The organism is Streptomyces sp. NPDC030991, assembly GCF_055571235.1.
Genome location: NZ_JBVIFR010000011.1, coordinates 140,641 through 165,371, shown reverse-complemented (window position 1 = coordinate 165,371; position 24,731 = coordinate 140,641). Strand labels below are relative to the sequence as shown.

The 24,731-nt window shown below is 71.1% G+C and carries 22 protein-coding genes and 1 tRNA gene; 18 read left to right on the top strand and 5 right to left on the bottom strand.

Annotation, left to right across the window (positions count from 1 at the left end; all coding sequences use genetic code 11):
• Positions 1-3: 3 nt before the first annotated feature.
• The 6 genes from ACZ45E_RS21690 (at position 4) to ACZ45E_RS21665 (ending at position 5,857) form a co-directional block, all read left to right on the top strand.
• Complete coding sequence (locus ACZ45E_RS21690; protein WP_468222812.1) at positions 4-978, top strand: carbohydrate ABC transporter permease; 975 nt, start codon at positions 4-6, stop codon at positions 976-978.
• Positions 975-1,850: a carbohydrate ABC transporter permease gene (locus tag ACZ45E_RS21685; RefSeq protein ID WP_468222811.1), complete on the top strand. Its 876-nt coding sequence runs from the start codon at positions 975-977 to the stop codon at positions 1,848-1,850. Before ACZ45E_RS21690 ends, ACZ45E_RS21685 begins: the two co-directional genes overlap by 4 nt.
• Positions 1,847-2,425 (top strand): hypothetical protein, encoded by a 579-nt coding sequence (locus ACZ45E_RS21680; RefSeq protein WP_468222809.1) that lies wholly within the window; start codon positions 1,847-1,849, stop codon positions 2,423-2,425. The genes ACZ45E_RS21685 and ACZ45E_RS21680 overlap by 4 nt, the downstream gene beginning before the upstream one ends.
• A 68-nt stretch (positions 2,426-2,493) precedes the next feature.
• Positions 2,494-5,250: an exo-rhamnogalacturonan lyase family protein gene (locus tag ACZ45E_RS21675; RefSeq protein WP_468222807.1), complete on the top strand. Its 2,757-nt coding sequence runs from the start codon at positions 2,494-2,496 to the stop codon at positions 5,248-5,250.
• A gap of 40 nt (positions 5,251-5,290) precedes the next feature.
• Positions 5,291-5,746 carry an SRPBCC family protein gene (locus ACZ45E_RS21670; protein ID WP_468222805.1) on the top strand — a complete coding sequence of 152 codons (456 nt, stop codon included), beginning with the start codon at positions 5,291-5,293 and terminating at the stop codon, positions 5,744-5,746.
• Between the two features lie 39 nt (positions 5,747-5,785).
• A tRNA-Val gene (locus ACZ45E_RS21665) sits at positions 5,786-5,857 on the top strand.
• Between the two features lie 75 nt (positions 5,858-5,932).
• Here ACZ45E_RS21665 and ACZ45E_RS21660 read toward each other — a convergent pair.
• Positions 5,933-6,658: an exonuclease domain-containing protein gene (locus ACZ45E_RS21660; RefSeq protein WP_468222803.1), complete on the bottom strand. Its 726-nt coding sequence runs from the start codon at positions 6,656-6,658 to the stop codon at positions 5,933-5,935.
• Positions 6,659-6,868: 210 nt separating this feature from the next.
• On the opposite strand from ACZ45E_RS21660, the gene ACZ45E_RS21655 reads away from it, so the two are divergent.
• From ACZ45E_RS21655 to thrS, 3 genes are all read left to right on the top strand, one after another.
• Complete coding sequence (locus ACZ45E_RS21655) at positions 6,869-7,435, top strand: DUF4365 domain-containing protein (RefSeq protein ID WP_468222801.1); 567 nt, start codon at positions 6,869-6,871, stop codon at positions 7,433-7,435.
• A 50-nt stretch (positions 7,436-7,485) separates the two neighbouring features.
• Entirely contained in the window at positions 7,486-8,703 is a 1,218-nt protein-coding gene (locus ACZ45E_RS21650; RefSeq protein WP_468222799.1) for a hypothetical protein, read from the top strand.
• A 120-nt stretch (positions 8,704-8,823) separates the two neighbouring features.
• Positions 8,824-10,803, top strand: a complete 1,980-nt coding sequence (thrS, locus tag ACZ45E_RS21645; protein ID WP_468222798.1) for a threonine--tRNA ligase — start codon at positions 8,824-8,826, stop codon at positions 10,801-10,803.
• A 25-nt stretch (positions 10,804-10,828) separates the two neighbouring features.
• Here thrS and ACZ45E_RS21640 read toward each other — a convergent pair whose 3' ends face one another.
• Complete coding sequence (locus ACZ45E_RS21640; RefSeq protein WP_468222796.1) at positions 10,829-11,518, bottom strand: potassium channel family protein; 690 nt, start codon at positions 11,516-11,518, stop codon at positions 10,829-10,831.
• Positions 11,519-11,585: 67 nt separating this feature from the next.
• Between ACZ45E_RS21640 and ACZ45E_RS21635 the strand changes: the two genes are divergently transcribed.
• Entirely contained in the window at positions 11,586-12,149 is a 564-nt protein-coding gene (locus tag ACZ45E_RS21635; protein ID WP_404219617.1) for an HIT family protein, read from the top strand.
• A 113-nt stretch (positions 12,150-12,262) separates the two neighbouring features.
• On the opposite strand, the gene yczR is transcribed toward ACZ45E_RS21635, so the two are convergent.
• Entirely contained in the window at positions 12,263-13,726 is a 1,464-nt protein-coding gene (gene yczR, locus ACZ45E_RS21630) for a MocR-like transcription factor YczR (RefSeq protein WP_468222794.1), read from the bottom strand.
• 112 nt (positions 13,727-13,838) lie between these two features.
• On the opposite strand from yczR, the gene yczE reads away from it, so the two are divergent.
• On the top strand, positions 13,839-14,516 hold the full coding sequence (gene yczE / locus ACZ45E_RS21625) for a membrane protein YczE (RefSeq protein WP_468222793.1): 678 nt from the start codon (positions 13,839-13,841) through the stop codon (positions 14,514-14,516).
• On the opposite strand, the gene ACZ45E_RS21620 is transcribed toward yczE, so the two are convergent.
• Positions 14,461-16,209 carry a hypothetical protein gene (locus ACZ45E_RS21620; RefSeq protein WP_468222791.1) on the bottom strand — a complete coding sequence of 583 codons (1,749 nt, stop codon included), beginning with the start codon at positions 16,207-16,209 and terminating at the stop codon, positions 14,461-14,463. The two genes, yczE and ACZ45E_RS21620, sit on opposite strands and share 56 nt — an antisense overlap.
• 168 nt (positions 16,210-16,377) lie before the next feature.
• A complete protein-coding gene (locus ACZ45E_RS21615; protein WP_468222789.1) occupies positions 16,378-18,594 on the bottom strand; it encodes an elongation factor G-like protein EF-G2 in 2,217 nt (738 codons plus the stop codon).
• A 247-nt stretch (positions 18,595-18,841) separates the two neighbouring features.
• Here ACZ45E_RS21615 and pgsA point away from each other — a divergent pair, with 247 nt between their 5' ends.
• The 7 genes from pgsA to ACZ45E_RS21580 all read left to right on the top strand — a co-directional run bounded on the left by pgsA (position 18,842) and on the right by ACZ45E_RS21580 (position 24,627).
• Entirely contained in the window at positions 18,842-19,501 is a 660-nt protein-coding gene (pgsA, locus tag ACZ45E_RS21610) for a phosphatidylinositol phosphate synthase (protein ID WP_468222787.1), read from the top strand.
• The gene (locus ACZ45E_RS21605; protein WP_468222785.1) at positions 19,498-20,412 is read left to right on the top strand and encodes a phosphatidylinositol mannoside acyltransferase; all 915 of its coding nucleotides are present in this window, start codon (positions 19,498-19,500) and stop codon (positions 20,410-20,412) included. The genes pgsA and ACZ45E_RS21605 overlap by 4 nt, the downstream gene beginning before the upstream one ends.
• Positions 20,409-21,572, top strand: coding sequence for a glycosyltransferase family 4 protein (locus ACZ45E_RS21600; protein ID WP_468222783.1), 1,164 nt, complete (start codon positions 20,409-20,411; stop codon positions 21,570-21,572). The genes ACZ45E_RS21605 and ACZ45E_RS21600 overlap by 4 nt, the downstream gene beginning before the upstream one ends.
• A gap of 43 nt (positions 21,573-21,615) precedes the next feature.
• Positions 21,616-22,161, top strand: coding sequence for a hypothetical protein (locus ACZ45E_RS21595; protein WP_468222781.1), 546 nt, complete (start codon positions 21,616-21,618; stop codon positions 22,159-22,161).
• A 116-nt stretch (positions 22,162-22,277) separates the two neighbouring features.
• Positions 22,278-23,213, top strand: coding sequence for a pyridoxal 5'-phosphate synthase lyase subunit PdxS (pdxS, locus tag ACZ45E_RS21590; RefSeq protein ID WP_468222780.1), 936 nt, complete (start codon positions 22,278-22,280; stop codon positions 23,211-23,213).
• Between the two features lie 5 nt (positions 23,214-23,218).
• Positions 23,219-23,827, top strand: a complete 609-nt coding sequence (gene pdxT / locus ACZ45E_RS21585) for a pyridoxal 5'-phosphate synthase glutaminase subunit PdxT (protein WP_468222778.1) — start codon at positions 23,219-23,221, stop codon at positions 23,825-23,827.
• A gap of 47 nt (positions 23,828-23,874) precedes the next feature.
• Positions 23,875-24,627 carry a YebC/PmpR family DNA-binding transcriptional regulator gene (locus ACZ45E_RS21580; RefSeq protein ID WP_468222777.1) on the top strand — a complete coding sequence of 251 codons (753 nt, stop codon included), beginning with the start codon at positions 23,875-23,877 and terminating at the stop codon, positions 24,625-24,627.
• The last annotated feature ends 104 nt before the right edge of the window (positions 24,628-24,731 follow it).

The window sequence follows — 24,731 nt, the reverse complement described above, 5'->3', positions numbered from 1 at the left end:
GTCATGACGCTCGTCAAGGATGCGCCCGCGACCCTGGGGAAGGCGCGGCCCGCCGCTCCCGGCCCCGGGCGCCGCGGGCGGCGCCGCGAGAACCTCGCCGGCTACCTCTTCATGTCGCCGTGGCTCGCCGGGTTCCTGCTGCTCACCGCAGGACCCATGATCGCCTCGCTGTACTACGCCTTCACCAGCTACAACCTCTTCACACCGCCGCAATGGGTGGGGCTCGACAACTTCACCACGATGTTCCAGGACCCGCGCTGGCAGAAGTCGGTGCAGGTCACCCTCAAATACGTCGTCGTCGCCACCCCCCTGAAACTGCTGCTCGCGCTCGGCGTCGCGATGCTGCTCGCGCAGAGACGCCGCGGCCAGGCCCTGTACCGGGCCGCGTTCTACCTGCCCTCGCTCATCGGCGCCAGCGTCTCGGTCGGCTTCGTCTGGCGCGCCCTGTTCTCCGACGACGCCGTCGTGGACCGTACACAGAAGATCTTCGGCGTCGACGTGGGCGGCTGGATCGGCAACCCGGACTACGTCCTGTACGCCCTGGTGGCCCTCAGCATCTGGCAGTTCGGCGCACCCATGGTCATCTTCCTGGCCGGCCTCAAACAGGTGCCGCAGGAGCTGTACGAGGCCGCCGAGGTCGACGGCGCGGGACCGCTGCGCCGGTTCTGGAACATCACCCTGCCGATGATCTCGCCGGTGCTCTTCTTCAACGTGCTGCTCGAATCGATCCACGCCTTCCAGGTGTTCGGCTCCGCCTACGTCGTCTCCGACACCCGGTGCGGACCCGCCGACGCCACGCTCGTCTACACCTGTTACCTCTACCAGAAGGGCTTCAAGGAGTCCCAAATGGGCTTCGCCTCCGCGATGGCCTGGACGCTCGTGATCGCGGTCGCGCTCGTCACGGCGGTCCTCTTCTGGTCGCAGAAGAAATGGGTGCACTACGCCAACAGCGACGACAGCACGGAGGCCGCCAAGTGACCAGCGCCACCAGCCCTGTTGCCGGCACCGCGCGCGAGCGGCGGCGTACCGGATCCGTCCTTTGGCACGTGAGCGCGCTCCTCGTGCTCGCCGTCGTCCTCTACCCCGTGATCTGGGTGATCGGCGCCTCCGTCAAACCCAGCAAGGACATCGTCGGCAGCCTCGGCCTGCTCCCGGCCGAGCCGGTCTGGTCGAACTTCTCCGGACTCGCCGACGGCATCTCCGGGATCTCCATCAGCAGCTTCTTCACCAACTCGCTGATGTACGCGGTCCTCGCCGTGGTCGGTGTCGTGCTCTCCAGCTCGCTGACCGCCTACGCCTTCGCCAAGATCCGGTTCGCAGGCCGCAACCTGCTCTTCACGCTGATGATCGGCACCCTGCTGCTGCCGTACCACGTGCTGCTCATCCCGCAGTACGTGCTGTTCCGCAACCTCGGCTACATCGACACCCTCGTGCCGCTCGTCGCCGGGAAGTTCCTCGCCACCGAGGCGTTCTTCGTCTTCCTGATGGTGCAGTTCATGCGCGGACTGCCCAGGGAACTCGACGAGGCGGCCAAGCTCGACGGCTGCGGACACCTGAGGACGTACTGGTCCATCGTCCTGCCGCTGAGCCGCCCCGCGATCATCACCAGCGCCATCTTCACCTTCATCAACGCCTGGAACGACTTCATGGGTCCGCTGATCTACCTCAACAGCCCCTCCAAGTACACCGTTTCGCTCGGCCTGATGATGTTCCGCGACCAGGAGGGCATCTCCAACTACGGCGGCATGATCGCCATGTCGATGGTGGCGCTGATCCCCGTCATCGCCTTCTTCCTCGCCTTCCAGCGCTATCTCATCGACGGCATGGCGACCTCCGGGCTCAAGGGATGAGCGCGCCACCGGTGGAGTCCCGCCGACGCGTCGGCTTCGGCGTCTTCGCCGAATGCCTGCTGACCGGGGTGTGGATCGCGCTCGCCTCCGTGCCCGTCGTCACCGCGCCGGCCGCGTTCGCCGCGGGCTCCCGCCACCTGCGCCGGCACCTGGGCCAACGCCTCGGCGGCTGGCGGGAGTTCACGGCCGACTTCCGGGACGCGGCCCGGCACGGCTGGCTCGTCGGGCTCGCCGGGATCGCGGCCGGCACCGCCGTATGGATCGACCTGCGCGTCGCCCGCTCCGGACTCCCCGGCGGACAGCTCGCCGCCGCCGTCGGCATCTTCGCCCTGCTCGGCGCCGCCGTCACCGTCCTGCGGGCCGCCGCCGTCTGGGAGCCCGGAGCGCGCTGGCGCCCCCTGCTCGCCGACGCCGCCCGGCGCACCGTCCGGGCGCCCGCCGGCTCCTTCCTCCTCGTCTGCGGCCTCGCGGTCGTGGTCCTGTGCGCCGGGTTCCTCGCGCCGCTCGCCGTGCCCGTGCTCGGCATCCTCGCCGCGGCGGCCGTCGCCGTGGAGGAGCGCGGCCGGGCCCGCTGAACCCCGGCCCCGGCACCCCCGACCCCCTTCTCGTACAGCACGTCTGGCATGCACGGAAAGGAACGACGATGTCCCCAGTCCCCGCCGGCCCGCCCCGCAGATCCCTTCTCAAGGCCGCGGCCGTCGCCGGCGCCGCCGCCCAGTTCAGCTGGGTGCTCGGCAGCAGGAACGCGCAGGCCGCGCCGAAGACCGAGACCGCCGACGCCGAACCCGTCACCCTGGGCTGGCTGGAGGACGGCGGCCTCGGCGCCGCACCCGGCTCCACCGTCGGCGTGCCCTGGCCGAAGGGCGCGTACGAGAAGGGCCAGGAGTTCGCCCTCACGGACGCCGGTGGCGCTCAAGTCCCCGTACAGACCTGGCCGTTGGCGCAGTGGCCGGACGGTTCCCTGAAGTGGACCGCGCACGCCGTCGGCCCCGGAGCCGGTGCCGGGAAGCTCACCCTGACCGCCGGGGACGCCACCGCGCCCGAGAAGAAGGTGAGCGTCTCGACGAAGGGCGGCGCCGTCACCGTCGACACCGGCGTCATCGTCGCCGAGCTCGGCAAGAGCGGCTCGACCCTCGTCAAGTCCGTCACCCGCGGCTCCACCGAGATCGCCAAGGACGGCCGGCTCGTCCTCCTGCGCCAGGGCGAGATCGAGGACGGCGACCAGGGGAGCCAGACGTACGAACGGTTCGAGAGCGTCATCGGCGAGACGGAGGTCGAACAGGACGGACCCGTCCGCGCCGTCGTCCGGATCGACGGCAAACACCGCAAGGGCAAGAGGAGTTGGCTGCCCTTCTCGGTCCGCCTCTACTTCTACGCGGGCGCCGACTCGTTCCGCATGGTCCACACGATCACGTTCGACGGGACCCAGGAACCCGGCAAGGCGTCCGGCGACTTCGTCCGCGGGCTCGGCGTCCGCTTCACCGTCCCCCTGCGCGACGCCGCGTACGACCGGCACATCCGCATCGGCGGCGAGGACACCGGCCTGCTCAGGGAAGCCGTCCAGGGCATCACCGGCCTGCGCCGCGACCCCGGCGCCGCCGTCCAGGCCGCCCAGTTCGCGGGCGAGAAACTACCCGACCCCTCGACCTGGGACCAGCGCGTCACCACCCGACTCCAGTACATCCCCCAATGGGGCGACTACACCCTCTCCCAGCTCTCGGCCGACGGCTTCACCCTGCGCAAGCGGACGAAGAAGGGCCACGGCTGGATCGGTGCCGGCGGCGGTCGGCGGGCCAGCGGCTTCGGCTACGTGGGCGGCCCCAGCGGCGGCTTCTCCTTCGGCCTGCGCGACTTCTGGGAGAAGCACCCGGCCGGACTCGACATCCGCGACGCGGCGACCGACGAGGCCGAGGTCACCCTCTGGCTCTGGTCACCGGAGGCCCAGCCGATGGACCTGCGCTTCTACCACGACGGCATGGGCCAGGACACCTACGCGGAACAGCTCGAAGGTCTCAACATCACCTACGAGGACTACGAGCCCGGGTTCGGGACGCCCTACGGCATCGCGCGCACCAGCGAGCTGCTGTTCTGGGCCAACGAGGCCACTCCGAAGCCCGAGGTCCTGGCCGAACAGGTGCGGGCCGTCCGCGTCCTGCCCCAGCTCGCCGCCCCGCCGAGGCAGCTGATCGAGGCAGGCGTCTTCGGGCCCGGCCTCTACTCCGAACCCGACCGCTCCACCCCCGCCAAGGCCAAGATCGAGGACCACCTCGACTTCCTCTTCACCTACTACAAGGACCAGGTGGAGATGCGGCGCTGGTACGGCTTCTGGGACTACGGGGACGTGATGCACTCCTACGACCCGGTCCGCCACCAGTGGCGGTACGACGTCGGCGGCTACGCCTGGGACAACTCCGAACTCTCGCCCGACCTGTGGCTCTGGTTCGCCTACCTGCGCAGCGGCCGCGCCGACATCTTCCGCTTCGCCGAGGCCATGACCCGCCACACCGGCGAGGTCGACGTCTACCACCTCGGCAAGTGGGCCGGGCTCGGCACCCGCCACGGCGTCCAGCACTACGCCGACTCCGCGAAGCAGCAGCGCATCGCCAACACCACGTACCGCCGCTACTACTACTTCCTCACCGGCGACGAACGCGTCGGCGACCTGATGCACGCCAACGTCGACTCCGACGAGACCTTCCTCGTCCTCGACCCGCAGCGCAAGGTCCGCCCCGACCCCGACTACCGGCCCGACCCGCACGCACTGTCCATCGGCTTCGGCACCGACTGGAGCGGCCTCGTCTCCGCCTGGCTCACCGAATGGGAGCGGCGCGGGCCCGCGTGGGAGAAGGCCAGGGCCCGCGTCCTGTCCACCATGGAGACCATCGCCGCACAGCCCAACGGCTTCGTGCAGGGCAGCGGCCTCTACGACCTCGACACCGGCAAGTTCGCCATCGCCGACAAACCGGCCGTCGGCGTCTCCCACCTGTCGGCCGTCTTCGGCCTCAACGAACTGTGCGCGGAACTCATCGACCTCGTCGACATGCCGGAGTTCGAGGAGGCGTACTACGACTACTGCCGCTACTTCAACGCCACCAAGGCGGAACAGAAGGCGCGCTACGGCAGCGACTTCGGCTCCCTGCTGCTCTTCCAGGGCCACTCCCGGCTCGACGCGTACGCCGCCGTGCGGACCGGCGACGCCAAACTCGCCACGCGCGCGTGGGAGAAGTTCTACAAGAGCGACGGCTACACCGAGTCCTCACCATGGCGGACCGAGAAGGTCGGCGGCCCGGTCACGCTGGTCGCGGGCACCGAGGCGAACTGGGTCTACACCAACGACACGGCCCTGTACGGTCTCGCCGCCATCGAGAATCTGGCCCTGGTCGGGGACAAGATGCCCTGACGTCCCGCCGCGGGGAGCGATCCGCGGGCAGACTCGGGCCATGGACTGGAACGCGCTCAGCCGTTACCGCTTCCGCAGCGTCTGGGATCTGCCCGCACCCCCGGCCGCCGTGTTCGCCGTGCTGGAGCGGGCCGAGGAGTACCCGCGGTGGTGGCCGCAGGTGCGGTCGGTGACGTCGCTGGACGAGACCAGCGGCGTCGCCGTCTTCCGGTCCTTCCTCCCCTACGAGCTCACGGTCACGGCCCGGGAACAGCGCCGCGACCCGGCCGCCGGGGTCCTGGAGATCGCCATGAGCGGGGACCTCGACGGCTGGGCGCGCTGGACGCTGACCGCCCGGGGCAGCGGCACCCGCGCGGTCTACGACCAGCAGGTCGAGGTCGGCAAGCCGCTGATGCGCCGCCTCGCCCTGCTGGGCAGGCCCGTGTTCCTCGCCAACCACGCGTGGATGATGCGCGGCGGACGACGCGGACTCCGCGCCGACCTGCGACCGGTTTGAACACAGCCCGCCGCGCCCTGTATGGTTCAACCCGTTCCCGGGCGATTAGCTCAGTGGGAGAGCGCTTCGTTCACACCGAAGAGGTCACTGGTTCGAACCCAGTATCGCCCACCCCGGGAGAGCCGGTCCGTCAGTCGACGGGCCGGTTTTTCGTTTCTGCTTGTCGGGCCCCCAGCGGGGGAACGCTCAGGCCGCCGCCGGAAGTTCCGGGCGCAGCGGCCACGCCGTGTCGACCACCTCGGGCGTGCCGCTGCGCGCGAACCACGCCTGGAGGCCGCGCGCCTGTGCCGCGTGCCAGAACTCCTGGAGCGTGTGGAGCTCGGCGGGGGAGAGGCGCTCCAGCCGGCTCGCGAACCGCCGGCCCACCGCACGCGCCACGTCCAGCGCGGCCAGCGCGTCCGCCGCCGCGTCGTGCGCCTCCGCCAGCTCCACCTCGTAGTGCGCGCACAGATCCGTCAGCGTACGACGGCCCTTGCGATAGCGGTCCAGATGCTTGTCGAGGACCCGCGGATCCAGCACACGCAGCGGCGAGCCGTCCAGATAGCGAGCCAGCGACGAGGCGCGGTGCCGCTTCAACTCCCGGTCCAGCATGGTCAGATCGAACGGAGCGTTCATGATCACCAGAGGCCGGCCGGCCGCCGCCTGATCCGCCAGCTCGCGGCCTATCTCCTCCATCACCGGCGCCGGCCAGCGGCCGTTGCGCTGCAGATGCAGGTCGGTCAGACCGTGCACCTCCGTCGCCCCGGGCGGCACCGGCACCCCCGGATTGACCAGCCAGCGCGTCACCTTCGGCCGCGTACCCGGCGCGTCCTGCACCACGATCGCCGCCGACACGATGCGGTCGCTCTCCACGTCCACACCGGTCGTCTCCGTGTCGAAGGCGGCGAGCGGTCCTTCGTACCAGCACGTCATGACAATGCAACTCCCTGCTCCCGCACGGCGGCTGACGTCCCGTCGATTCGCGTGCGCCGCCATCCCGGTGATACCCGGGCCGTTTGCGTCGTACGCGGAGCGGTGACAACACAGTTACGCGTCATGGCAGTTCAGCGGGGTGCCATCGACTCGGCTCCGGCACGTCACTGATCTCCGCGTGCATCCACCCTCCCGAAAGGCCAGTTGGACATGGCGCTCGCGCAGCCCGAACAGGGCGGGCTGCTGCCCGAGCGGATCGCACCGCCGCGCGGCACACTCGCCACCACCGCCTGCATGGAGACCCTCCAGGTGGGTTACCTGCACGCGGTGGCCGCGGCCGCCGGATGCTCGCTCTCGCAGCCCTTCCCCGACAACGGCATCGACTGGCACGTCAGCCACAGCGCCCCCGGGCACACGGTCGACGACGAGGTCACCATCAAGGTCCAGCTCAAAGCGACCTACCAGATCCCACCGAACCCGCCAGGCCCCTCCTTCTCCTTCACGCTCGACAACGCACACCTGGAGAAGCTCGCCCGGACCCCGGTCTCGGTGCACAAGATCCTCGTCGTGATGCTCGTACCGCGCTCCCAGGACGACTGGCTGCGCGCCGCCCACGACGGGCTCGACCTGCGGCACTGCTGCTACTGGACCAACCTCGCCGGCCATCCGGTCACCGGCCGGCGCAGGACCACCGTCCGCGTCCCGACCGCGCGGATCTTCGACGACCGCGCGCTCTGCGAGATCATGACCCGCGTCGGGACGGGCGGACGGCCCTGACGGGCCGCCGGTACCCGGCCGGAGCGCCGGGCCCGGAAGGGAGGCACGAGATGCAGCACCGCTCGACCGACGAGCCCGTACGTTCCCTCGGCGCGGACCGCGCCCACCCCGCCGACGTCGCGGGGCCCGAACCCGCCCACGTCGACCCGGCCGTCCTCAGCGCCCTGCTCGACCGGCACGGCTGGCGGCGGCGCGGCGGTGCGGCCGGACGGTACGCCCGCTGGACGCTGCCGGGGCCCGGTACCCGCACCAGCCTGCTCGTACCGGAGAGCCGGGCCTTCCCGGACAGCGAGGAACTGCTCGGCGAAGCACTCCTCGCGCTGGAGCGCAGCGGCGCCCCCTCCGCCCGGGAGATCCTCGTCTCCCTCGCCGTGCCGAGCGACGAGGTCCGCTGGTGGCGGGACGGGCCCGAGAGCCCGGGCACCGCGCCCACCTGGACCGCGGAGGAACAACTGCGATCCGCCGCGCGGCGGATGCTGCTCGCCGGGGCCCTCGCCGCGCGCGGCCGCGCCGGGTACTACGGGGCCCGGCACCGGCGGCCCGCCGCGGCGGCCCTGGAGAACGTGCTGGTGCAGACGGCGCCCGGCGGCCACCGGCTCACCGCCTTCGTGCCCGTCGCCACGGGCCGCCCCCTCGCCGTCCGGCTGCACCAGGCGCTCTACGCGGCACGCGAGGCCATCGACTACCGGCGCGCCACCGGCGGCATGGACGCCTTCGACGGGGCGATCGAGGCGGGGGTCAGCCACGAGCTGACCGAAGCGCTCGTCGCGCTGGTGTGCGGCACCGAGGGCGCGCGGGTCGGCGTCGCCTGGGCGCCCGCCGCCGGGGTGCCCGGGGAGTGCACGGACGGGGACGCGCCCGTCGAGTTCTCCCCCGGCGACCTGGACGTGCTGCGCGCGGCCGGCGCCCGCTACCGGCACACCGAGCCCGCCGTCCCCGTCCGCATCACCGGCACCGTCGTCCGTCTGCGCAGGTCGGGGCCGTACGGCGAGGGCACAGTGCGGCTGCACGTCATCGCGGGCGCCGACGTCCCGCACGTCCGCATGACCCTCGACGAGGAGGCGTACCGCACAGCGGGCCACGCCCACCTCGTCGGCCTGCCGATCCGGGTGCACGGACGCCTGGAGAGCCGAGGCGGCTTCCGCCGTCTCACCGGCGCCCGGGGCGTCGTGCCCGTACAGGTGGAGGAGGCCGAACGGGACCGCCTGATGAAGTCCCTCCAGGAGAATCTGGACTTCTTCGAGGAGGCGTGCGCGGGGGAGGAGTGACCGGCGGCGCCCCCGCCCGCGGACAACCGCTTCGCGAGGGACCCCGGCGACTCGGTACGATCCTCAGTGCGCGCGTCACAGGTACTGACGTGGCGTACCACCTTCAGGCAGGAGAGACCGGTGTCAGACGTCCGTGTAGTCATCCAACGCGATTCCGAGCGGGACGAGCGCGTGGTGACGACGGGCACCACGGCCGCCGAGCTCTTCGCCGGTGAGCGCAGCATCGTCGCGGCCCGTGTGGGCGGTGAGCTGAAGGACCTCGCGTACACCGTGGCCGACGGCGACACCGTCGAACCCGTCGAGATCTCCTCCGAGGACGGTCTCAACATCCTGCGGCACTCCACCGCGCACGTGATGGCCCAGGCCGTCCAGGAGCTCTTCCCCGAGGCCAAGCTCGGTATCGGCCCGCCCATCAAGGACGGCTTCTACTACGACTTCGACGTCAAGGAGCCGTTCACCCCCGAGGACGTCAAGCGCATCGAGAAGAAGATGCAGGAGATCCAGAAGCGGGGGCAGCGCTTCTCCCGGCGCCTGACCAACGACGAGGACGCCCGCGCCGAGCTCGCCGACGAGCCCTACAAGCTGGAGCTGATCGGCCTCAAGGGCAATGCGGCCCAGGCCGCCGACGGCGCCGACGCCGAGGTGGGCGGCGGCGAGCTGACCATCTACGACAACCTCGACGCCAAGACCGGCGAGCTGTGCTGGAAGGACCTCTGCCGCGGCCCGCACCTGCCCACCACCCGGAACATCCCGGCGTTCAAGCTGATGCGCTCGGCCGCCGCGTACTGGCGGGGCAGTGAGAAGAACCCGCAGCTCCAGCGGATCTACGGCACCGCGTGGCCGTCCAAGGACGAGCTCAAGGCGTACCTCGACTTCCTCGCCGAGGCCGAGAAGCGCGACCACCGCAAGCTGGGCGCGGAGCTCGACCTGTTCTCCTTCCCGGAGGAGCTCGGCCCGGGCCTCGCGGTCTTCCACCCCAAGGGCGGCGTGGTCCGCAAGGTCATGGAGGACTACTCGCGGCGCCGCCACGAGGTCTCCGGCTACGAGTTCGTGAACACCCCGCACATCTCGAAGGAGAAGCTCTTCGAGATCTCCGGGCACCTGCCGCACTACTCGGAGGGCATGTTCCCGCCCATCGAGTTCGACGAGCAGAACTACCGCCTCAAGGCGATGAACTGCCCGATGCACAACCTGATCTTCAAGTCCCGTGGCCGTTCCTACCGTGAACTGCCCCTGCGTCTCTTCGAGTTCGGCACCGTGTACCGGTACGAGAAGTCGGGCGTCGTGCACGGCCTGACCCGCTCGCGCGGCTTCACCCAGGACGACTCGCACATCTACTGCACCAAGGAGCAGATGCCCGAGGAGCTCGACACGCTCCTCACCTTCGTGCTCGACCTGCTGCGCGACTACGGCCTGACCGAGTTCGAGCTGGAGCTGTCCACCCGCGACGACTCCGACAAGTTCATCGGTGAGGACGCGGACTGGGCGGAGGCGACCGAGGCGCTGCGGCTGGCCGCCGAGAAGCAGGGCCTGCCGCTCGTGCCCGACCCGGGCGGCGCCGCGTACTACGGCCCGAAGATCTCCGTGCAGGCCAAGGACGCCATCGGCCGCTCCTGGCAGATGTCGACCCTCCAGGTCGACTTCAACCAGCCGAAGCGGTTCAACCTGGAGTACACCGCGGCCGACGGTTCGCGTCAGCAGCCCGTCATGCTGCACCGCGCCCTGTTCGGCTCCATCGAGCGGTTCTTCGGCGTGCTCCTCGAGCACTACGCGGGCGCCTTCCCGGCGTGGCTCGCGCCCGTGCAGGCCGTCGGTATCCCGATCGGCGACGCGCACGTGTCGTACCTGGAGGAGTTCGCCGAGAAGGCGCGCGCCCAGGGCCTGCGCGTCGAGGTCGACTCGTCCTCGGACCGCATGCAGAAGAAGATCCGCAACCAGCAGAAGGCCAAGGTGCCCTTCATGGTTATCGCGGGCGACGAGGACATGAACGCCGGTTCGGTCTCCTTCCGCTACCGCGACGGCTCGCAGGAGAACGGCATCCCGGTCGACGAGGCCATCGCGAAGATCGCCAAGGTCGTCGAGGAGCGGGCGCAGGTCTGACCGGACGGATCCGGCCACAGCCGGCTCAGTCGCGTGCCGGGGCCCCCGGGGAGTTGCTTCCCGGGGGCCCCGGCCGTGTCTCGTCCTCCCGGGCGAAGACCTGGACGAGCCACGAGGAGAACGAGCCGGTGATCGCGCCGAACAGCGCCAGGCCGCAAATCATCAGGGCCACCGCGACGATCCGGCCGAGCGGGGTCACCGGCGCCAGGTCGCCGTAGCCGACGGTCGACAGCGTCGAGCAGGTCCACCACACCGAGTCCCCGTACGTACGGATCGTCGCCCCGCGCGCCGCGTGCTCCTGCTGGTACACGGCGAGCGACGCCGCGAAGCCGAGCAGCGCCGCCGAGACGCCGGCGTAGGACATCACGCGCGCGTAGAGCGGCAGGCGTGGCCGCCTACGGAGGTGCTGCACCCGCTCGTAGGTCTGCACGATCTGCAGCGGCCGCAGCAGCGGCAGAAGCAGGACGAGCGTGTCCAGCTTGTGCGTGCGCACGAAGTGGGGCCAGCGCTGTCCGCTCAGCCCGCGGCGTGCCACGTAGTCCACGAGGAACACGGCCCAGCATCCGAGCGTCACCGCCAGACACAGGTCGCGCACCACGCCGGGCAGGTCCTCGCCGAGGACCCGGATCGCGTACGAGGTGAGGAAGAGCAGCGACGCCACGGCGAGGACGGCGCTGTCGTACCGCTCCCAGCGGGCGAGGGGACTGTCGGTCATCCGGACAGCATCGCGCCTGCCGGGCGGGGGCGACACCCGCCGACACGCCATGCCGAGGTGACGCCATATGCTGCACTTCATGACGAGTGAGCCGGAGCAGCAGAGCGGTCCTGTGGGTGAACCGGACGGGTTCGGGCGTCTGTGGACCCCGCACCGCATCGCCTACATCCAGGGTGAGGGCAAGCCGACGGGCCCCGGTGCCGACGACGGCTGTCCCTTCTGCGCCGCTCCCGGCAAGACCGACGAGGACGCCCTGATCGTGGCGCGCGGCGAGCACGTCTACGCGATCCTCAACCTGTACCCGTACAACGGCGGGCACATGATGGTGCTGCCCTACCGGCACGTCGCCGACTACACCGACCTCGACGAGGCGGAGACCGCCGAGCTGGCCGCCTTCACCAAGCTGGCCATGACCGCGCTGCGCTCCGCCTCCGGGGCGCACGGCTTCAACATCGGCATGAACCAGGGCGCTGTCGCCGGGGCGGGCATCGCCGCCCATCTGCACCAGCACATCGTCCCGCGCTGGGGCGGCGACACGAACTTCATGCCGGTCGTCGGCCACACGAAGGTGCTGCCGCAGCTGCTCGGTGACACGCGTACCGCACTGGCCAAGGCGTGGCCGGACGCCTGAGGGCTCGTTCGACGGCCGGTAGCCGGTAGCCGGTAGCCGGTAGCCGGTAGCCGGTAGCCGGTGGCTGGTGGCTGGTGGCTGGTAGCTGGTGACCGGTGGCCGGCGGGCGCTCGTCAGGCGATCCAGCGCGGGCGCGTGCCCCCGGCCGGGCGGCGGGGGGCCTCGGCCTCGGCGCGGGCCATCCGCTGCACCGCCTCGCGCAGCGTCTCCTCGGGCAGCGTGTACGGGATGCGCAGCCGGTGCTCGAACAGGCCGGGGTCCGCGCCGAAGCAGGCGCCGCTCTCGATGCGTACGCCCTGGCCGAGCGCCCGTTCGGCGAGGTCCGACGCGACGGGCGCGCCCAGGTCGACCCAGAGGGACAGGCCGCCGGGCGGGGTCCGCCACGTCCAGTGCGGAGCGTGCCGGCTCAGCGCCTCGGTGAGCGCGGTGCGCCGGGAGCGCAGCGAGGCGAGACGGGCGGTCGGCAGGTCGTCCCGGGCGAGCAGGGCCAGGGCCAGGAGCTGGTCCACCACGGACCCGCCCATGTCGTTGGCCACGCGCTGCGCCGCGAGCTCCGTGACCATTCGGGCGGGAGCGCGCAGCCAGCCGATACGCAGGCCCGCCCAGTACGTCTTGCTCATCGAGCCGACCGTGATGACCTGCTCGGCCGGGCCGTGCGCGGCGAACGGCCGCGGCGGAGCCGTGTCCAGAGCGAGCTCGGCGAGGGTCTCGTCGACGACCACCCAGGTGCCGGAGCGGCTCGCCGCGCGCAGGACGCCGGCCCGCTCGGCGGCGGGCATCACGCACCCCGTCGGGTTGTGGAAGTCCGGGATCAGATAGGCGAGCCGGGGCACCGAGTGGCGCAGTGTGGACTCCATGATCCCGAGATCCCAGCCGGTGTCGTCCGTCACCGGCACGGAGACGGGGCGCAGCCGGGCGCGGCGCATCGCCTCCAGGGCGTTCGGGTACGACGGGTTCTCGACCATGATCCGCTCACCCGGGCGGGACAGCAGGCCGAGGACCAGGCTGAGCGCGTGCTGCGCGCCGGCGGTCACCAGGATCTGCTCCGGGGTCGTGGCGAGGCCCCGGGCGGTGAAGTGGTCGGCGACCGCCGCCCTCAACTCAGGGAGCCCGTAAGGGTGGTAGCCCGGCGTACCGGTCTGCTCGGCCAGCAGCGGGGCCACCTCGGCGAGCGCCCGGGCGAGGACGGGCCCGGGCAGCGTCGGCGCGGCCCGGGCCAGGTCGATCGCGGCGTCCTGCGGGGCGAGCAGCCGGCTCACGCCGTTGGCGGCGCGGCCCTGCGGCAGGGACGTCCAGGTCCCCGAGCCCCGGCGGCTGTGCGCGAACCCGTTCTCGCGCAGCAGGTCGTACAGGGCGGTGACCGTGGTGCGGCTGGTGCCGAGCGCGGTGGCCAGCTCCCGCTCGGCGGGCAGTCGGACGTGCAGGGCGAGCCGTCCGTCGAGGATCAACTCGCCGATGGCGTGCGCGAGATGACGGTAGGCGGGGCGCGCCTGCGCGGGGTCGGGGAGCAGTGCGGCGAGCTGACGGCTGCCCACGGTGCGGGGTGTCCGGTCGCGGTGACCGGGGGCGACCTCCACAGAACCACTCTCCGGGAATTGGCTGTGTATAGCGGGCCGATCACTCTACAGAGTGACGGCATTGGCCTGGTAAGCGCCCCGGACGGGGCGCACGTCCCCCGGAGTCGCCCCGATGCCGCTCACCTACGTCCCGCTGCGCGAACGCCCCGCACGCCGGCTGCCGCAGCTCGCCGCCGGCCTGGCCCTGTACGGGTTCAGCCTCGCCCTGATGGTCCGCTCGGGCCTCGGACTCGCCCCCTGGAGCGTCCTCAACGACGGCCTCGCCCGGCACACCGCGCTCAGCTTCGGCACGCTCACGACGCTGGTCGGGGCGGCCGTCCTGCTGCTGTGGATCCCGCTGCGCCAGCGGCCGACCCTCGGCACGTTCGCCAACATCGCCCTGGTCGGCTGGTCATCGGATACCGGTCTGTGGCTGCTCCCCGGCCATCCCACGGCGCCGGCCCGCGCCGCCCTGCTCGCCGCCGGCATCCTCCTCAACGGCGCCTCGATCGCCGTCTACGTGGGCGCGCGCTGCGGCCCCGGCCCCCGCGACGGCCTGATGACCGGACTCACGGCCGCCACGGGCCGCTCCCTGCGTCTCGTGCGCACCGGCATCGAGGTCGTCGTCCTGGCGGCGGGCTGGCTCCTGGGCGGAGCCGTGGGCCCCGGCACGGTGCTGTACGCGGTGACGGTCGGGGCCGTCACGCAGTACTGCCTGCCCCGGTGCGGGTACCGGGCGGACCGGGACCCCGCGCCTACGCGTCGTACACGTCGGCCTTCCGCGGCGTCGGATCCTGGACCAGGCCGCTGAGCATCCCCGAGCGGTTGCCGAACTTCTCGGTGTCCACGCCGTGGTCCTCCAGGACCCTGATGGCCGCCGCGTGGACCACCCGCAGCACGGGAGTCGCGGTGCGCAGCGCGTCGTCCGCCATGAACCGGTGGCGCCAGGGCTGGTCGGCCCAGGCATGGCGCAGACCGAACGGCTCGGGCAGGACGATCTTGCCGCCCAGGTGGTCCAGGAGCGGCGGGTACCAGGTGAGCGGGGCGCGGACCGCGACACGGACCGCCTCGTCCGCGTCGACCAGCGGGAGCGACTTCTGGGTGGTCTCCCAGAACCGTATCGACTTGGCGACTTCCTTGGTCTTCGGGTCGGGCTTCGAGGTGAACAGGGAGTTCACCGGGCCCAGGGCGTGGCCCGTCACCTCGATGCGCAGCGTCTGGTGCAGCACGGTCACCGTGATCATCATGGTGATCACCAACTGGCCGTCCCAGAGCGTGAACTGCACGCCCAGGTAATGGCGGTCGCCGCTGCCGAACTGCTGCTCGTTGCAGATCCGCTGTATCTCGTGCGGCTTGATCTGGAACGCGGCGACGTCCTCACCCGTGGGGCGGGCCACACTCTTCGCGTTCTCCCCGATCGGCGTCACGATCCAGTCCTTCACCAACGGCTTCGGGAAGCCGCCCGTGTGCAGCGGGCCGCGCTCCAGGAGCCGGAGCTGGTCCTGGATCGCGCGGATCACGTCCCAGCTGCGGAACGGATGGATCTCCTTGCCCTCCTCGCCCGACACCAGGTCCTCGGCGAGCTGCCAGCTGCCCCAGCGGGTGCCCATGCCCAGGATGCCCTTGGGGCCCGCGTAGAAGACCGTGTTCGACTGCTGCTCCGCCGTGAGCTTGGCCAGGTTCTGGCGCAGCTGCTCGGCCGCGGTCTCGCCCGGGCTGCCGGGCACCGCCTCCGGGATCTTCGCGGCGACCCCGCCGCCGGAGAGCAGCCCGTCCCACCGGTCCCGCAGGTCCTTCGCGGTGCGCTCGCAGATCTGCCGGGCCCAGAGGCCGCCGATGACCGGGGCCACGAACGCGGCCCGCAGGTACCAGGCCCCCAGCCCGCCGAAGGGGAGCCGGATGAGCAGGATGACGAGGCCGACGCCGACGACGGTCATGATCGCCATCGCCACCGCGGCGCGGCCGCGGGCCGCGCGCTCCTTCTTCCTCGCCTCGTTGCGCTCCTTGGTGGACTTGCCCTCGGTCTCCTTGACGATCTTCTCGGCCAGCTCCACGCGCGTGTTGTTCATACGGCGGATCTGGAACGCCGCCAGCCACAGGAGGAACCCGGGCAGGAAGAGGACGCCGAAGAGCAGCGTCACCATGGTCAGCAGGCTGTCGCGCTGCCGCCTGATCCGGTTGGCGGCCAGGCAGTGCTCGACGACGACCTGCGGCTCCGTGCCGAACGACTGGATGAGGGCCTTGCGCCCGCCGCCCAGCATCCGCACCTGCACCGCCCGGGAGAACGCCTCACCCAGATTGGGCGCGAACAGGGACCAGGTACCCGCTTTCGCCTCGGTCTTGTGCCACTCGTTGTTGGCGTCCTCGATCTTCGAGGCTCTGTCGTCGCGGTACGCGGCCGACGCGATGGCGAAGGTCGCGGCGGTCTGCCCCGCCGACCCCTGGAGCGGGATCTGCGCCCCCGGCCTGAAATCGAATGCATCGTCCGCCACTGCCGCCCCCATCACCGCGCACCATCGCTGCTGCGGCTTTTCCCGACTTCCGCGCCCCGCACACCTGTTGATCAGTTGATCTTCCTGAACCCTCCGATCGTGCACCAGCCTAACGGCCGCCACCGACATCCGCCCTGGCAAGGAGGATGCCGGTGGTCGAGGGGGACGGCGGCGGCCGAACTACGCGGTGTCCTGCGCCTGTTCGCGGATCCTCTCGCTCAGCTGCGGCGGCATCGGCTCGTGCCGCGCGTAGCCCCGGTCGAAGCGGGCCGTACCGTGCGACAGCGACCGCAGATCCACCGCGTACCGCCCGATCTCGATCTCCGGCACCTCGGCCCGTACGAGGGTGCGCCCGCCCGGCGCCTGTTCGGTCCCGACGACCCGGCCGCGGCGCCCCGACAGATCGCTCATCACCGCCCCCACGTAGTCGTCGCCGACCAGCACCCGTACCTCGGCCACCGGCTCCAGGAGATGGATCCTCGCGTCGGACGCCGCCTCGCGCAGGGCGAGCGCGCCCGCCGTCTGGAACGCGGCGTCGGAGGAGTCCACCGAGTGCGCCTTGCCGTCCAGCAGCGTCACCCGTACGTCGATGAGCGGATACCCGGCCGCGACGCCCCGCGCCGCCTGCGCGCGTACGCCCTTCTCGACGGACGGGATGAACTGCCGCGGCACCGCGCCGCCCACGACCTTGTCGACGAACTCGATGCCGGACCCGCCGGGCAGCGGCTCCACCTCGATCTCGCAGATCGCGAACTGTCCGTGCCCGCCGGACTGTTTCACGTGCCTGCCGCGCCCCGCGGACCTCCCCGCGAACGTCTCCCGCAACGAGACCTTGTGACCGATCACGTCGACCTGCACCCCGTACCGGCTGCGCAGCCGCTCCAGGGCCACGTCCGCGTGCGCCTCGCCCAGACACCACAGCACCACCTGGTGGGTGTCCGGGTTCTGCTCCAGCCGCATCGTCGGGTCCTCCGCGACGAGCCGCGACAGGCCCTGCGACAACTTGTCCTCGTCGGCCTTGCTGTGTGCCTGGATGGCGAGCGGCAGCAAGGGCGCCGGCAGGTCCCACGGCGCCATCAGCAGCGGGTCCTCCTTCGCCGAGAGGGTGTCGCCGGTCTCCGCCCTGTGCAGCTTCGCCACGCACGCCAGATCGCCGGCTATGCACTGCGTGAGAGTGCGCTGCTGCTTGCCGAACGGCGCCGACAGCGCACCGATCCGCTCGTCCGACTCGTGCAGGGCGCGCGCCTCGTGCGCCCGGTCCACGAGCCCGTGCCCCGACACGTGCACCGTCTCGTCGGGGCGCAGGGTGCCCGAGAAGACCCGTACGAGGGAGATGCGGCCCACGTACGGGTCCGAGGCGGTCTTCACGACCTCGGCCACCAACGGGCCGCCCGGATCACAGCCGCCGACCGTCCGCGCCGCACCCGCGGGCGTGCTCACCGCCGGTGCCTCGCGCTCCAGGGGAGAGGGGAAACCGCCCGTGATCAGTTCCAGGAGCTCGACCGTGCCGATGCCCTGCCGTGCGCCGTCGGCCGCCGGAGCGGCCGCGAGGACCGGATGGAAGACGCCGCGGGCGACGGCCCGCTCCAGGTCCTCCACCAGTGTCTTGAAGTCGATGGTCCCGCCGCTCAGATAGCGGTCCATCAGGGACTCGTCCTCGCTCTCCGAGATGATGCCCTCGATGAGCCGGTTGCGGGCCTCATCGAGGCCTGGCAGCTGCTCCTCGCCGGGTTCGGACTCCTTGCGCTCGCCCGAGGCGTAGTCGTACAGGCGCTGCGAGAGCAGCCCGATCAGGCCCGTCACGGGCGCGTGCCCGTCCGCTCCCGCCGCCCCGTGCAGCGGCAGGTACAACGGGAGTACGGCGTCGGGGTCGTCGCCGCCGAACACGCGCGCGCACGTGCGGGTCATCTCCTCGAAGTCCGAGCGCGCCGCCTCCAGGTGCGTGACGACGATCGCCCGGGGCATGCCGACGGCCGCGCACTCCTCCCACACCATGCGCGTCGCGCCGGCCATGGTTTCCGGGCTCTCCGCCGCCGAGACGACGAAGAGGGCCGCGTCCGCCGCTCGCAGACCGGCCCTCAGCTCCCCGACGAAGTCCGCGTAGCCGGGGGTGTCCAGCAGGTTGATCTTGTAGTCGCCCCATTCGACCGGGACGAGCGAGAGCTGGACCGAGCGGTGCTGGCGGTGCTCGATCTCGTCGTAGTCGGAGACGCTGGTGCCGTCCTCGACCCGGCCCGCCCGGTTCACCGCCCCCGCGGTCAGCGCGAGGGCCTCCACCAAAGTCGTCTTGCCCGATCCGCTGTGGCCGACCAGCACCACATTCCGTACGGACGCGGGATGGTCGGCCGTCGCTGCCCTGCCGGCGGCTCCGGGGTGTCCGTTCGCCTTGTCGCCCATGCCTTGCCTCCCGGTTGTTCCACGGTGAGGTGGTCCCTGAGGCGCGGACACGCGAATCCGCGTGCGGAGGCGGCTTCGGCGACGCCCGCGGTGTCACCGAGCTTTGCACTCCGGTCACTGTGCGTCCATACGTCGTACGCGATCGCACGCGCGCGAGGTGGCCGGGCGGCCGTTCCTGTGCGCGCGTGACTACGATGGGCCAGCCGGTGGCCAGAGGGGTCGCACGGCACCGACCCTCGGGAAGGCCATGCTGAACAAGTACGCGCGTGCATTCTTCACGCGTGTCCTCACACCGTTCGCCGCGTTTCTCATCCGTCGCGGGGTCAGCCCCGACACGGTCACGTTCCTCGGCACCGCCGGAGTCGTGGCGGGAGCGCTGGTCTTCTACCCGCGCGGAGAGTTCTTCTGGGGCACGGTCGTCATCACGCTGTTCGTCTTCTCGGACCTCGTGGACGGCAACATGGCGCGCCAGCTCGGGCGCTCCAGCCGCTGGGGCGCGTTCCTCGACTCCACGCTCGACCGGGTCGCGGACAGCGCCATCTTCGGTGGCCTGGCCCTCTGGTACGCGGGTTCGGGGAACGACAACGTCCTGTGCGCGGTGTCGATCTTCTGCCTCGCCAGTGGCCAGGTCGTCTCCTACACGAAGGCCCGCGGTGAGGCGATCGGCCTGCCCGTCGCCGTCAACGGCCTGGTGGAGCGTGCCGAGCGGCTCGTCATCTCCCTGGTCGCCGCCGGCTTCGCAGGGCTGCACACGTTCGGCGTGCCCGGCATTCAGTACCTGCTGCCCGTCGCCCTGTGGATCGTCGCCGTCGGCAGCCTCGTCACGCTGATCCAGCGCGTGGTGACCGTCCGCCGCGAATCCGCCGAGGCCGACGCCGCGGCAGCCCAGGAGGAGACCGCCTCGTGAGCGGCGCGCAGGAACGGATCGCCGACGCGCTGTACGGGCTCGGCTGGTCCACGGTGAAGAAGCTCCCCGAACCGGTCGCGACGCGCCTGGGCAGGACCATCGCCGACGCCGTGTGGAAGCGGCGCGGCAAGGGCGTGCTCCGCCTGGAGGCGAATCTGGCCCGGGTGGTGCCGGACGCGACGCCCCAGAGGCTCGCCGAACTCTCCCGGGCGGGCATGCGCTCCTACCTGCGCTACTGGATGGAATCCTTCCGGCTGCCCACCTGGAGCAGGCAGCGCATCAAGGACGGTCTCACCATCCAGGGCCTGCACCAGCTCACCGAGGGCCTGGACGCGGGCAAGGGCGTCGTCCTCGCCCTGCCCCACATGGGCAACTACGACCACGCGGGCGCCTGGGTCACCACCAGGCTGGAGACCTCGTTCACGACGGTCGCCGAGCGGCTCAGGCCCGAGACGCTGTACGACCGTTTCGTCGCGTACCGCGAGGGCCTCGGCATGGAGGTGATCCCGCACACCGGCGGCTCCGCCTTCGGCGCCCTGGCCCGCCGGCTGCGCGGGGGCGGCCTCGTCTGCCTCGTCGCCGACCGCGACCTGTCGTCCTCAGGTGTCGAGGTCAAGTTCTTCGGCGAGACGACGCGGATGCCCGCAGGACCCGCGCTGCTCGCCCAGCAGACGGGCGCGTTGCTTCTGCCCGTCACCCTCTGGTACGACTCGCCGACGACCATGCGAGGCCGCGTGCACCCGCCCGTCGACGTCCCCGAGACAGGTACGCGGGCCGAGAAGACGTCTGTCATGACGCAGGCGCTGGCCGACGCCTTCGCCACGGGAATCGCGGACCATCCGGAGGACTGGCACATGCTGCAACGTCTGTGGCTCGCTGACCTGAAGCATGTCGAGGAGCGGTCCGCGTGAGGATCGGAATCGTCTGCCCGTACTCATGGGACGTGCCGGGCGGCGTCCAGTTCCACATCCGCGATCTGGCGGAGCACCTCATCGCCCTCGGCCACGAGGTCTCCGTCCTCGCCCCGGCGGACGACGAGACCCCCCTGCCGCCGTACGTCGTGTCGGCGGGCCGCGCGGTCCCCGTGCCGTACAACGGCTCGGTCGCGCGCCTCAACTTCGGTTTCCTGAGCGCGGCGCGCGTACGCCGATGGCTGCACGACGGGACGTTCGACGTCATCCACATCCACGAACCGGCGTCGCCCTCCCTCGGCCTGCTCGCCTGCTGGGCGGCGCAGGGCCCCATCGTCGCCACCTTCCACACCTCCAACCCCCGCTCGCGCGCCATGATCGCCGCGTATCCGATCCTGCAGCCCGCCCTGGAGAAGATCAGCGCCCGCATCGCGGTCAGCGAGTACGCGCGCCGCACCCTCGTGGAACACCTGGGCGGCGACGCGGTGGTCATCCCGAACGGGGTCGATGTCGACTTCTTCGCGCGGGCCGAGCCCAAGGCCGAGTGGCAAGGGGGCACGATCGGCTTCATCGGGCGGATCGACGAACCCCGCAAGGGCCTGCCCGTCCTGATCAAGGCGCTGCCGAAGATCCTCGCGGAGCGTCCGGACACCCGGCTGCTCGTGGCGGGGCGCGGCGACGAGGTGGAGGCCGTCGAGTCGCTGCCGAAGGAGATGCGCGAGCGCGTCGAGTTCCTCGGCATGGTCAGCGACGTGGACAAGGCGCGGCTGCTGCGCAGCGTCGATGTGTACGTCGCCCCGAACACCGGCGGCGAGAGCTTCGGGATCATCCTGGTCGAGGCGATGTCCGCGGGCGCCCCGGTGCTCGCCTCCGACCTGGACGCCTTCGCCCAGGTCCTCGACCAGGGCGCGGCCGGCGAACTCTTCACGAACGAGGACGCCGACGCTCTCGCCGAGGCGGTGCTGCGCCTCCTCGCCGACCCCGAGCGCCGGGCGGAGCTGCGCGAGCACGGCAGCAAGCACGTCCGCCGCTTCGACTGGTCGACCGTCGGGGCCGACATCCTCTCGGTCTACGAGACGGTGACGCACGGGGCGACGGTGGTGGCCGCCGACGAGCGGACGGGGCTGCGGGCCCGGTTCGGCCTGGCGGCCAGGGACTGAGCGGGCGCGGGGCCGCGGTCCACCACCGGTAACGTTGCCGCCCGTGACCGCCACCCTGATCTGGATCGCCGTAGCCCTCTTCGCGATCGGCCTCTATCTGAGCTGGACCGCGGGGCGCCTCGACCGCCTGCACGCCCGCATCGACGCGGCCCGCGCCGCCCTCGACGCCCAACTCCTGCGCCGGGCCTCCGTCGCCCAGGAACTGGCCACGTCCGGCGTCCTCGACCCGGCCGCCTCGATCGTGCTCTACGAGGCCGCGCACGCCGCCCGGCAGGCCGAGGAGGACCACCGCGAGGTCGCCGAGAGCGAGCTGAGCCAGGCGCTCAGAGCGGTCTTCGGCGAGGCCGACCAGGTCGAGGCCGTGCGGGAGGCGCCCGGCGGCGAGGAGGCCGCCGAGGAACTCGCCCAGGCGGTGCGCCGTGTGCCCATGGCCCGCCGCTTCCACAACGACTCCGTCCGCGCCGCCCGCGCCCTGCGCCGCCACCGCACGGTCCGCTGGTTCCGGCTGGCCGGCCATGCCCCGTTCCCGCTGGCCTTCGAGATGGACGACGAGCCTCCGGCGGCCCTCGCCGACCGCGCCACCGCGTAGGACGCGCGCCCGGCGGACGGGCACACGGCGAAAAGAGCCACCGCGTAGTCATTGGCTCTTGTAGTGGCCTGGTCGGCAGGGGTTTCCTCGGGGGTGCATCAAGCCTTCGTCATCGAATGAGGTCATCCGTGTCCACCAGCACCCCGCAGTCCGCCGCCTCCCCCGTCGATCCCGCCACCGGCACCGCCCGCGTCAAGCGCGGCATGGCCGAGCAGCTCAAGGGCGGCGTCATCATGGACGTGGTCAACGCCGAGCAGGCGAAGATCGCCGAGGACGCAGGCGCCGTCGCCGTCATGGCCCTGGAGCGGGTCCCGGCCGACATCCGCAAGGACGGCGGCGTGGCCCGGATGTCCGACCCGAACATGATCGAAGAGATCATCGGCGCCGTCTCCATCCCGGTCATGGCGAAGTCGCGCATCGGCCACTTCGTCGAGGCCCAGGTCCTGCAGTCCCTCGGCGTCGACTACATCGACGAGTCCGAGGTCCTGACCCCGGCCGACGAGGTCAACCACAGCGACAAGTTCGCCTTCACCACCCCGTTCGTCTGCGGCGCCACCAACCTGGGCGAGGCCTTGCGCCGCATCGCCGAGGGCGCGGCCATGATCCGCTCCAAGGGCGAGGCCGGCACCGGCAACGTCGTCGAGGCGGTCCGCCACCTGCGCCAGATCAAGAACGAGATCGCCCGCCTGCGCGGCTTCGACAACAACGAGCTGTACGCCGCCGCCAAGGACCTGCGCGCCCCCTACGAGCTGGTCAAGGAGGTCTCCGAGCTGGGCAAGCTGCCGGTGGTCCTCTTCTCCGCCGGTGGCGTCGCCACCCCGGCCGACGCCGCGCTCATGCGCCAGCTCGGCGCGGAGGGCGTCTTCGTCGGCTCCGGCATCTTCAAGTCGGGCGACCCGGCCAAGCGCGCCGCCGCCATCGTGAAGGCCACCACTTTCTACGACGACCCCAAGATCATCGCGGACGCGTCCCGCAACCTGGGCGAGGCCATGGTCGGCATCAACTGCGACACTCTGCCCGAGGCCGAGCGCTACGCGAACCGGGGCTGGTAAGCCCCATGAGCACCACCCCCGTCATCGGCGTCCTGGCTCTCCAGGGCGACGTACGGGAGCACCTCATCGCCCTGGCCACGGCCGACGCCGTGGCCAGGCCGGTGCGGCGCCCCGAAGAACTGGCCGAGGTCGACGGCCTGGTCATCCCCGGCGGCGAGTCGACCACCATCTCCAAGCTGGCCGAACTGTTCGGCCTGATGGAACCGCTCCGCGCGCGCGTGCGCGCCGGTCTGCCGGTCTACGGCACCTGCGCCGGAATGATCATGCTCGCCGACAAGATCCTCGATCCGCGCTCGGGCCAGGAGACCATCGGCGGCATCGACATGATCGTGCGCCGTAACGCCTTCGGGCGACAGAACGAATCTTTCGAAGCGACGGTCGACGTACAGGGCGTGGAGGGCGATCCTGTGGAGGGCGTCTTCATCCGCGCCCCCTGGGTGGAGTCCGTGGGAGCCGCGGTGGAGGTGCTGGCCGAGCACGAAGGGCACATCGTCGCCGTACGACAGGGCAGCGCGCTCGCGACGTCCTTCCACCCCGAGCTCACGGGGGACCACCGGCTCCACGGTCTTTTCGTGGACATGGTGCGGGCGAAGGGCGCTTCGGGTTCCTTGTAGGATCTGTGCGTTCGTACTGAGGTTGGTTACGCGAAGGAGACAGGCAGATGTCCGGCCACTCTAAATGGGCTACGACGAAGCACAAGAAGGCCGTGATCGACGCCAAGCGCGGCAAGCTCTTCGCGAAGATGATCAAAAACATCGAGGTGGCGGCCCGCACCGGCGGCGCCGACATCTCGGGTAACCCGACCCTCTTCGACGCCATCCAGAAGGCCAAGAAGAGCTCGGTCCCGAACAAGAACATCGACTCCGCGGTCAAGCGCGGCGCCGGTCTCGAAGCCGGTGGCGCCGACTACGAGACGATCATGTACGAGGGCTACGGTCCCAACGGTGTCGCGGTGCTCATCGAGTGCCTCACCGACAACCGCAACCGCGCCGCCTCCGACGTGCGCGTCGCCATGACCCGCAACGGCGGGAACATGGCGGACCCGGGTTCGGTGTCGTACCTGTTCCACCGCAAGGGCGTCGTGGTCGTCCCCAAGGGTGAGCTGGGCGAGGACGACGTCCTGGGCGCCGTGCTCGACGCGGGCGCCGAGGAGGTCAACGACCTGGGCGAGTCCTTCGAGGTGCTCTCCGAGGCCACCGACCTGGTCGCGGTCCGCACCGCCCTCCAGGAAGCCGGCATCGACTACGACTCGGCCGACGCCAACTTCGTCCCGACCATGCAGGTCGAGCTGGACGAAGAGGGCGCGCGCAAGATCTTCAAGCTGATCGACGCCCTCGAGGACAGCGACGACGTGCAGAACGTCTTCGCCAACTTCGACATCTCCGACGAGGTCATGGAGAAGGTCGACGCCTGACGTGACAGCAGCGGGGGGGGGGGGGGGGGGAAAACAACCCCCCCCCCCCCCTTCTTTCTCTGTTTGTTCCGCGACCTCTGAATCTGCCGCCAACAAAGTATGGG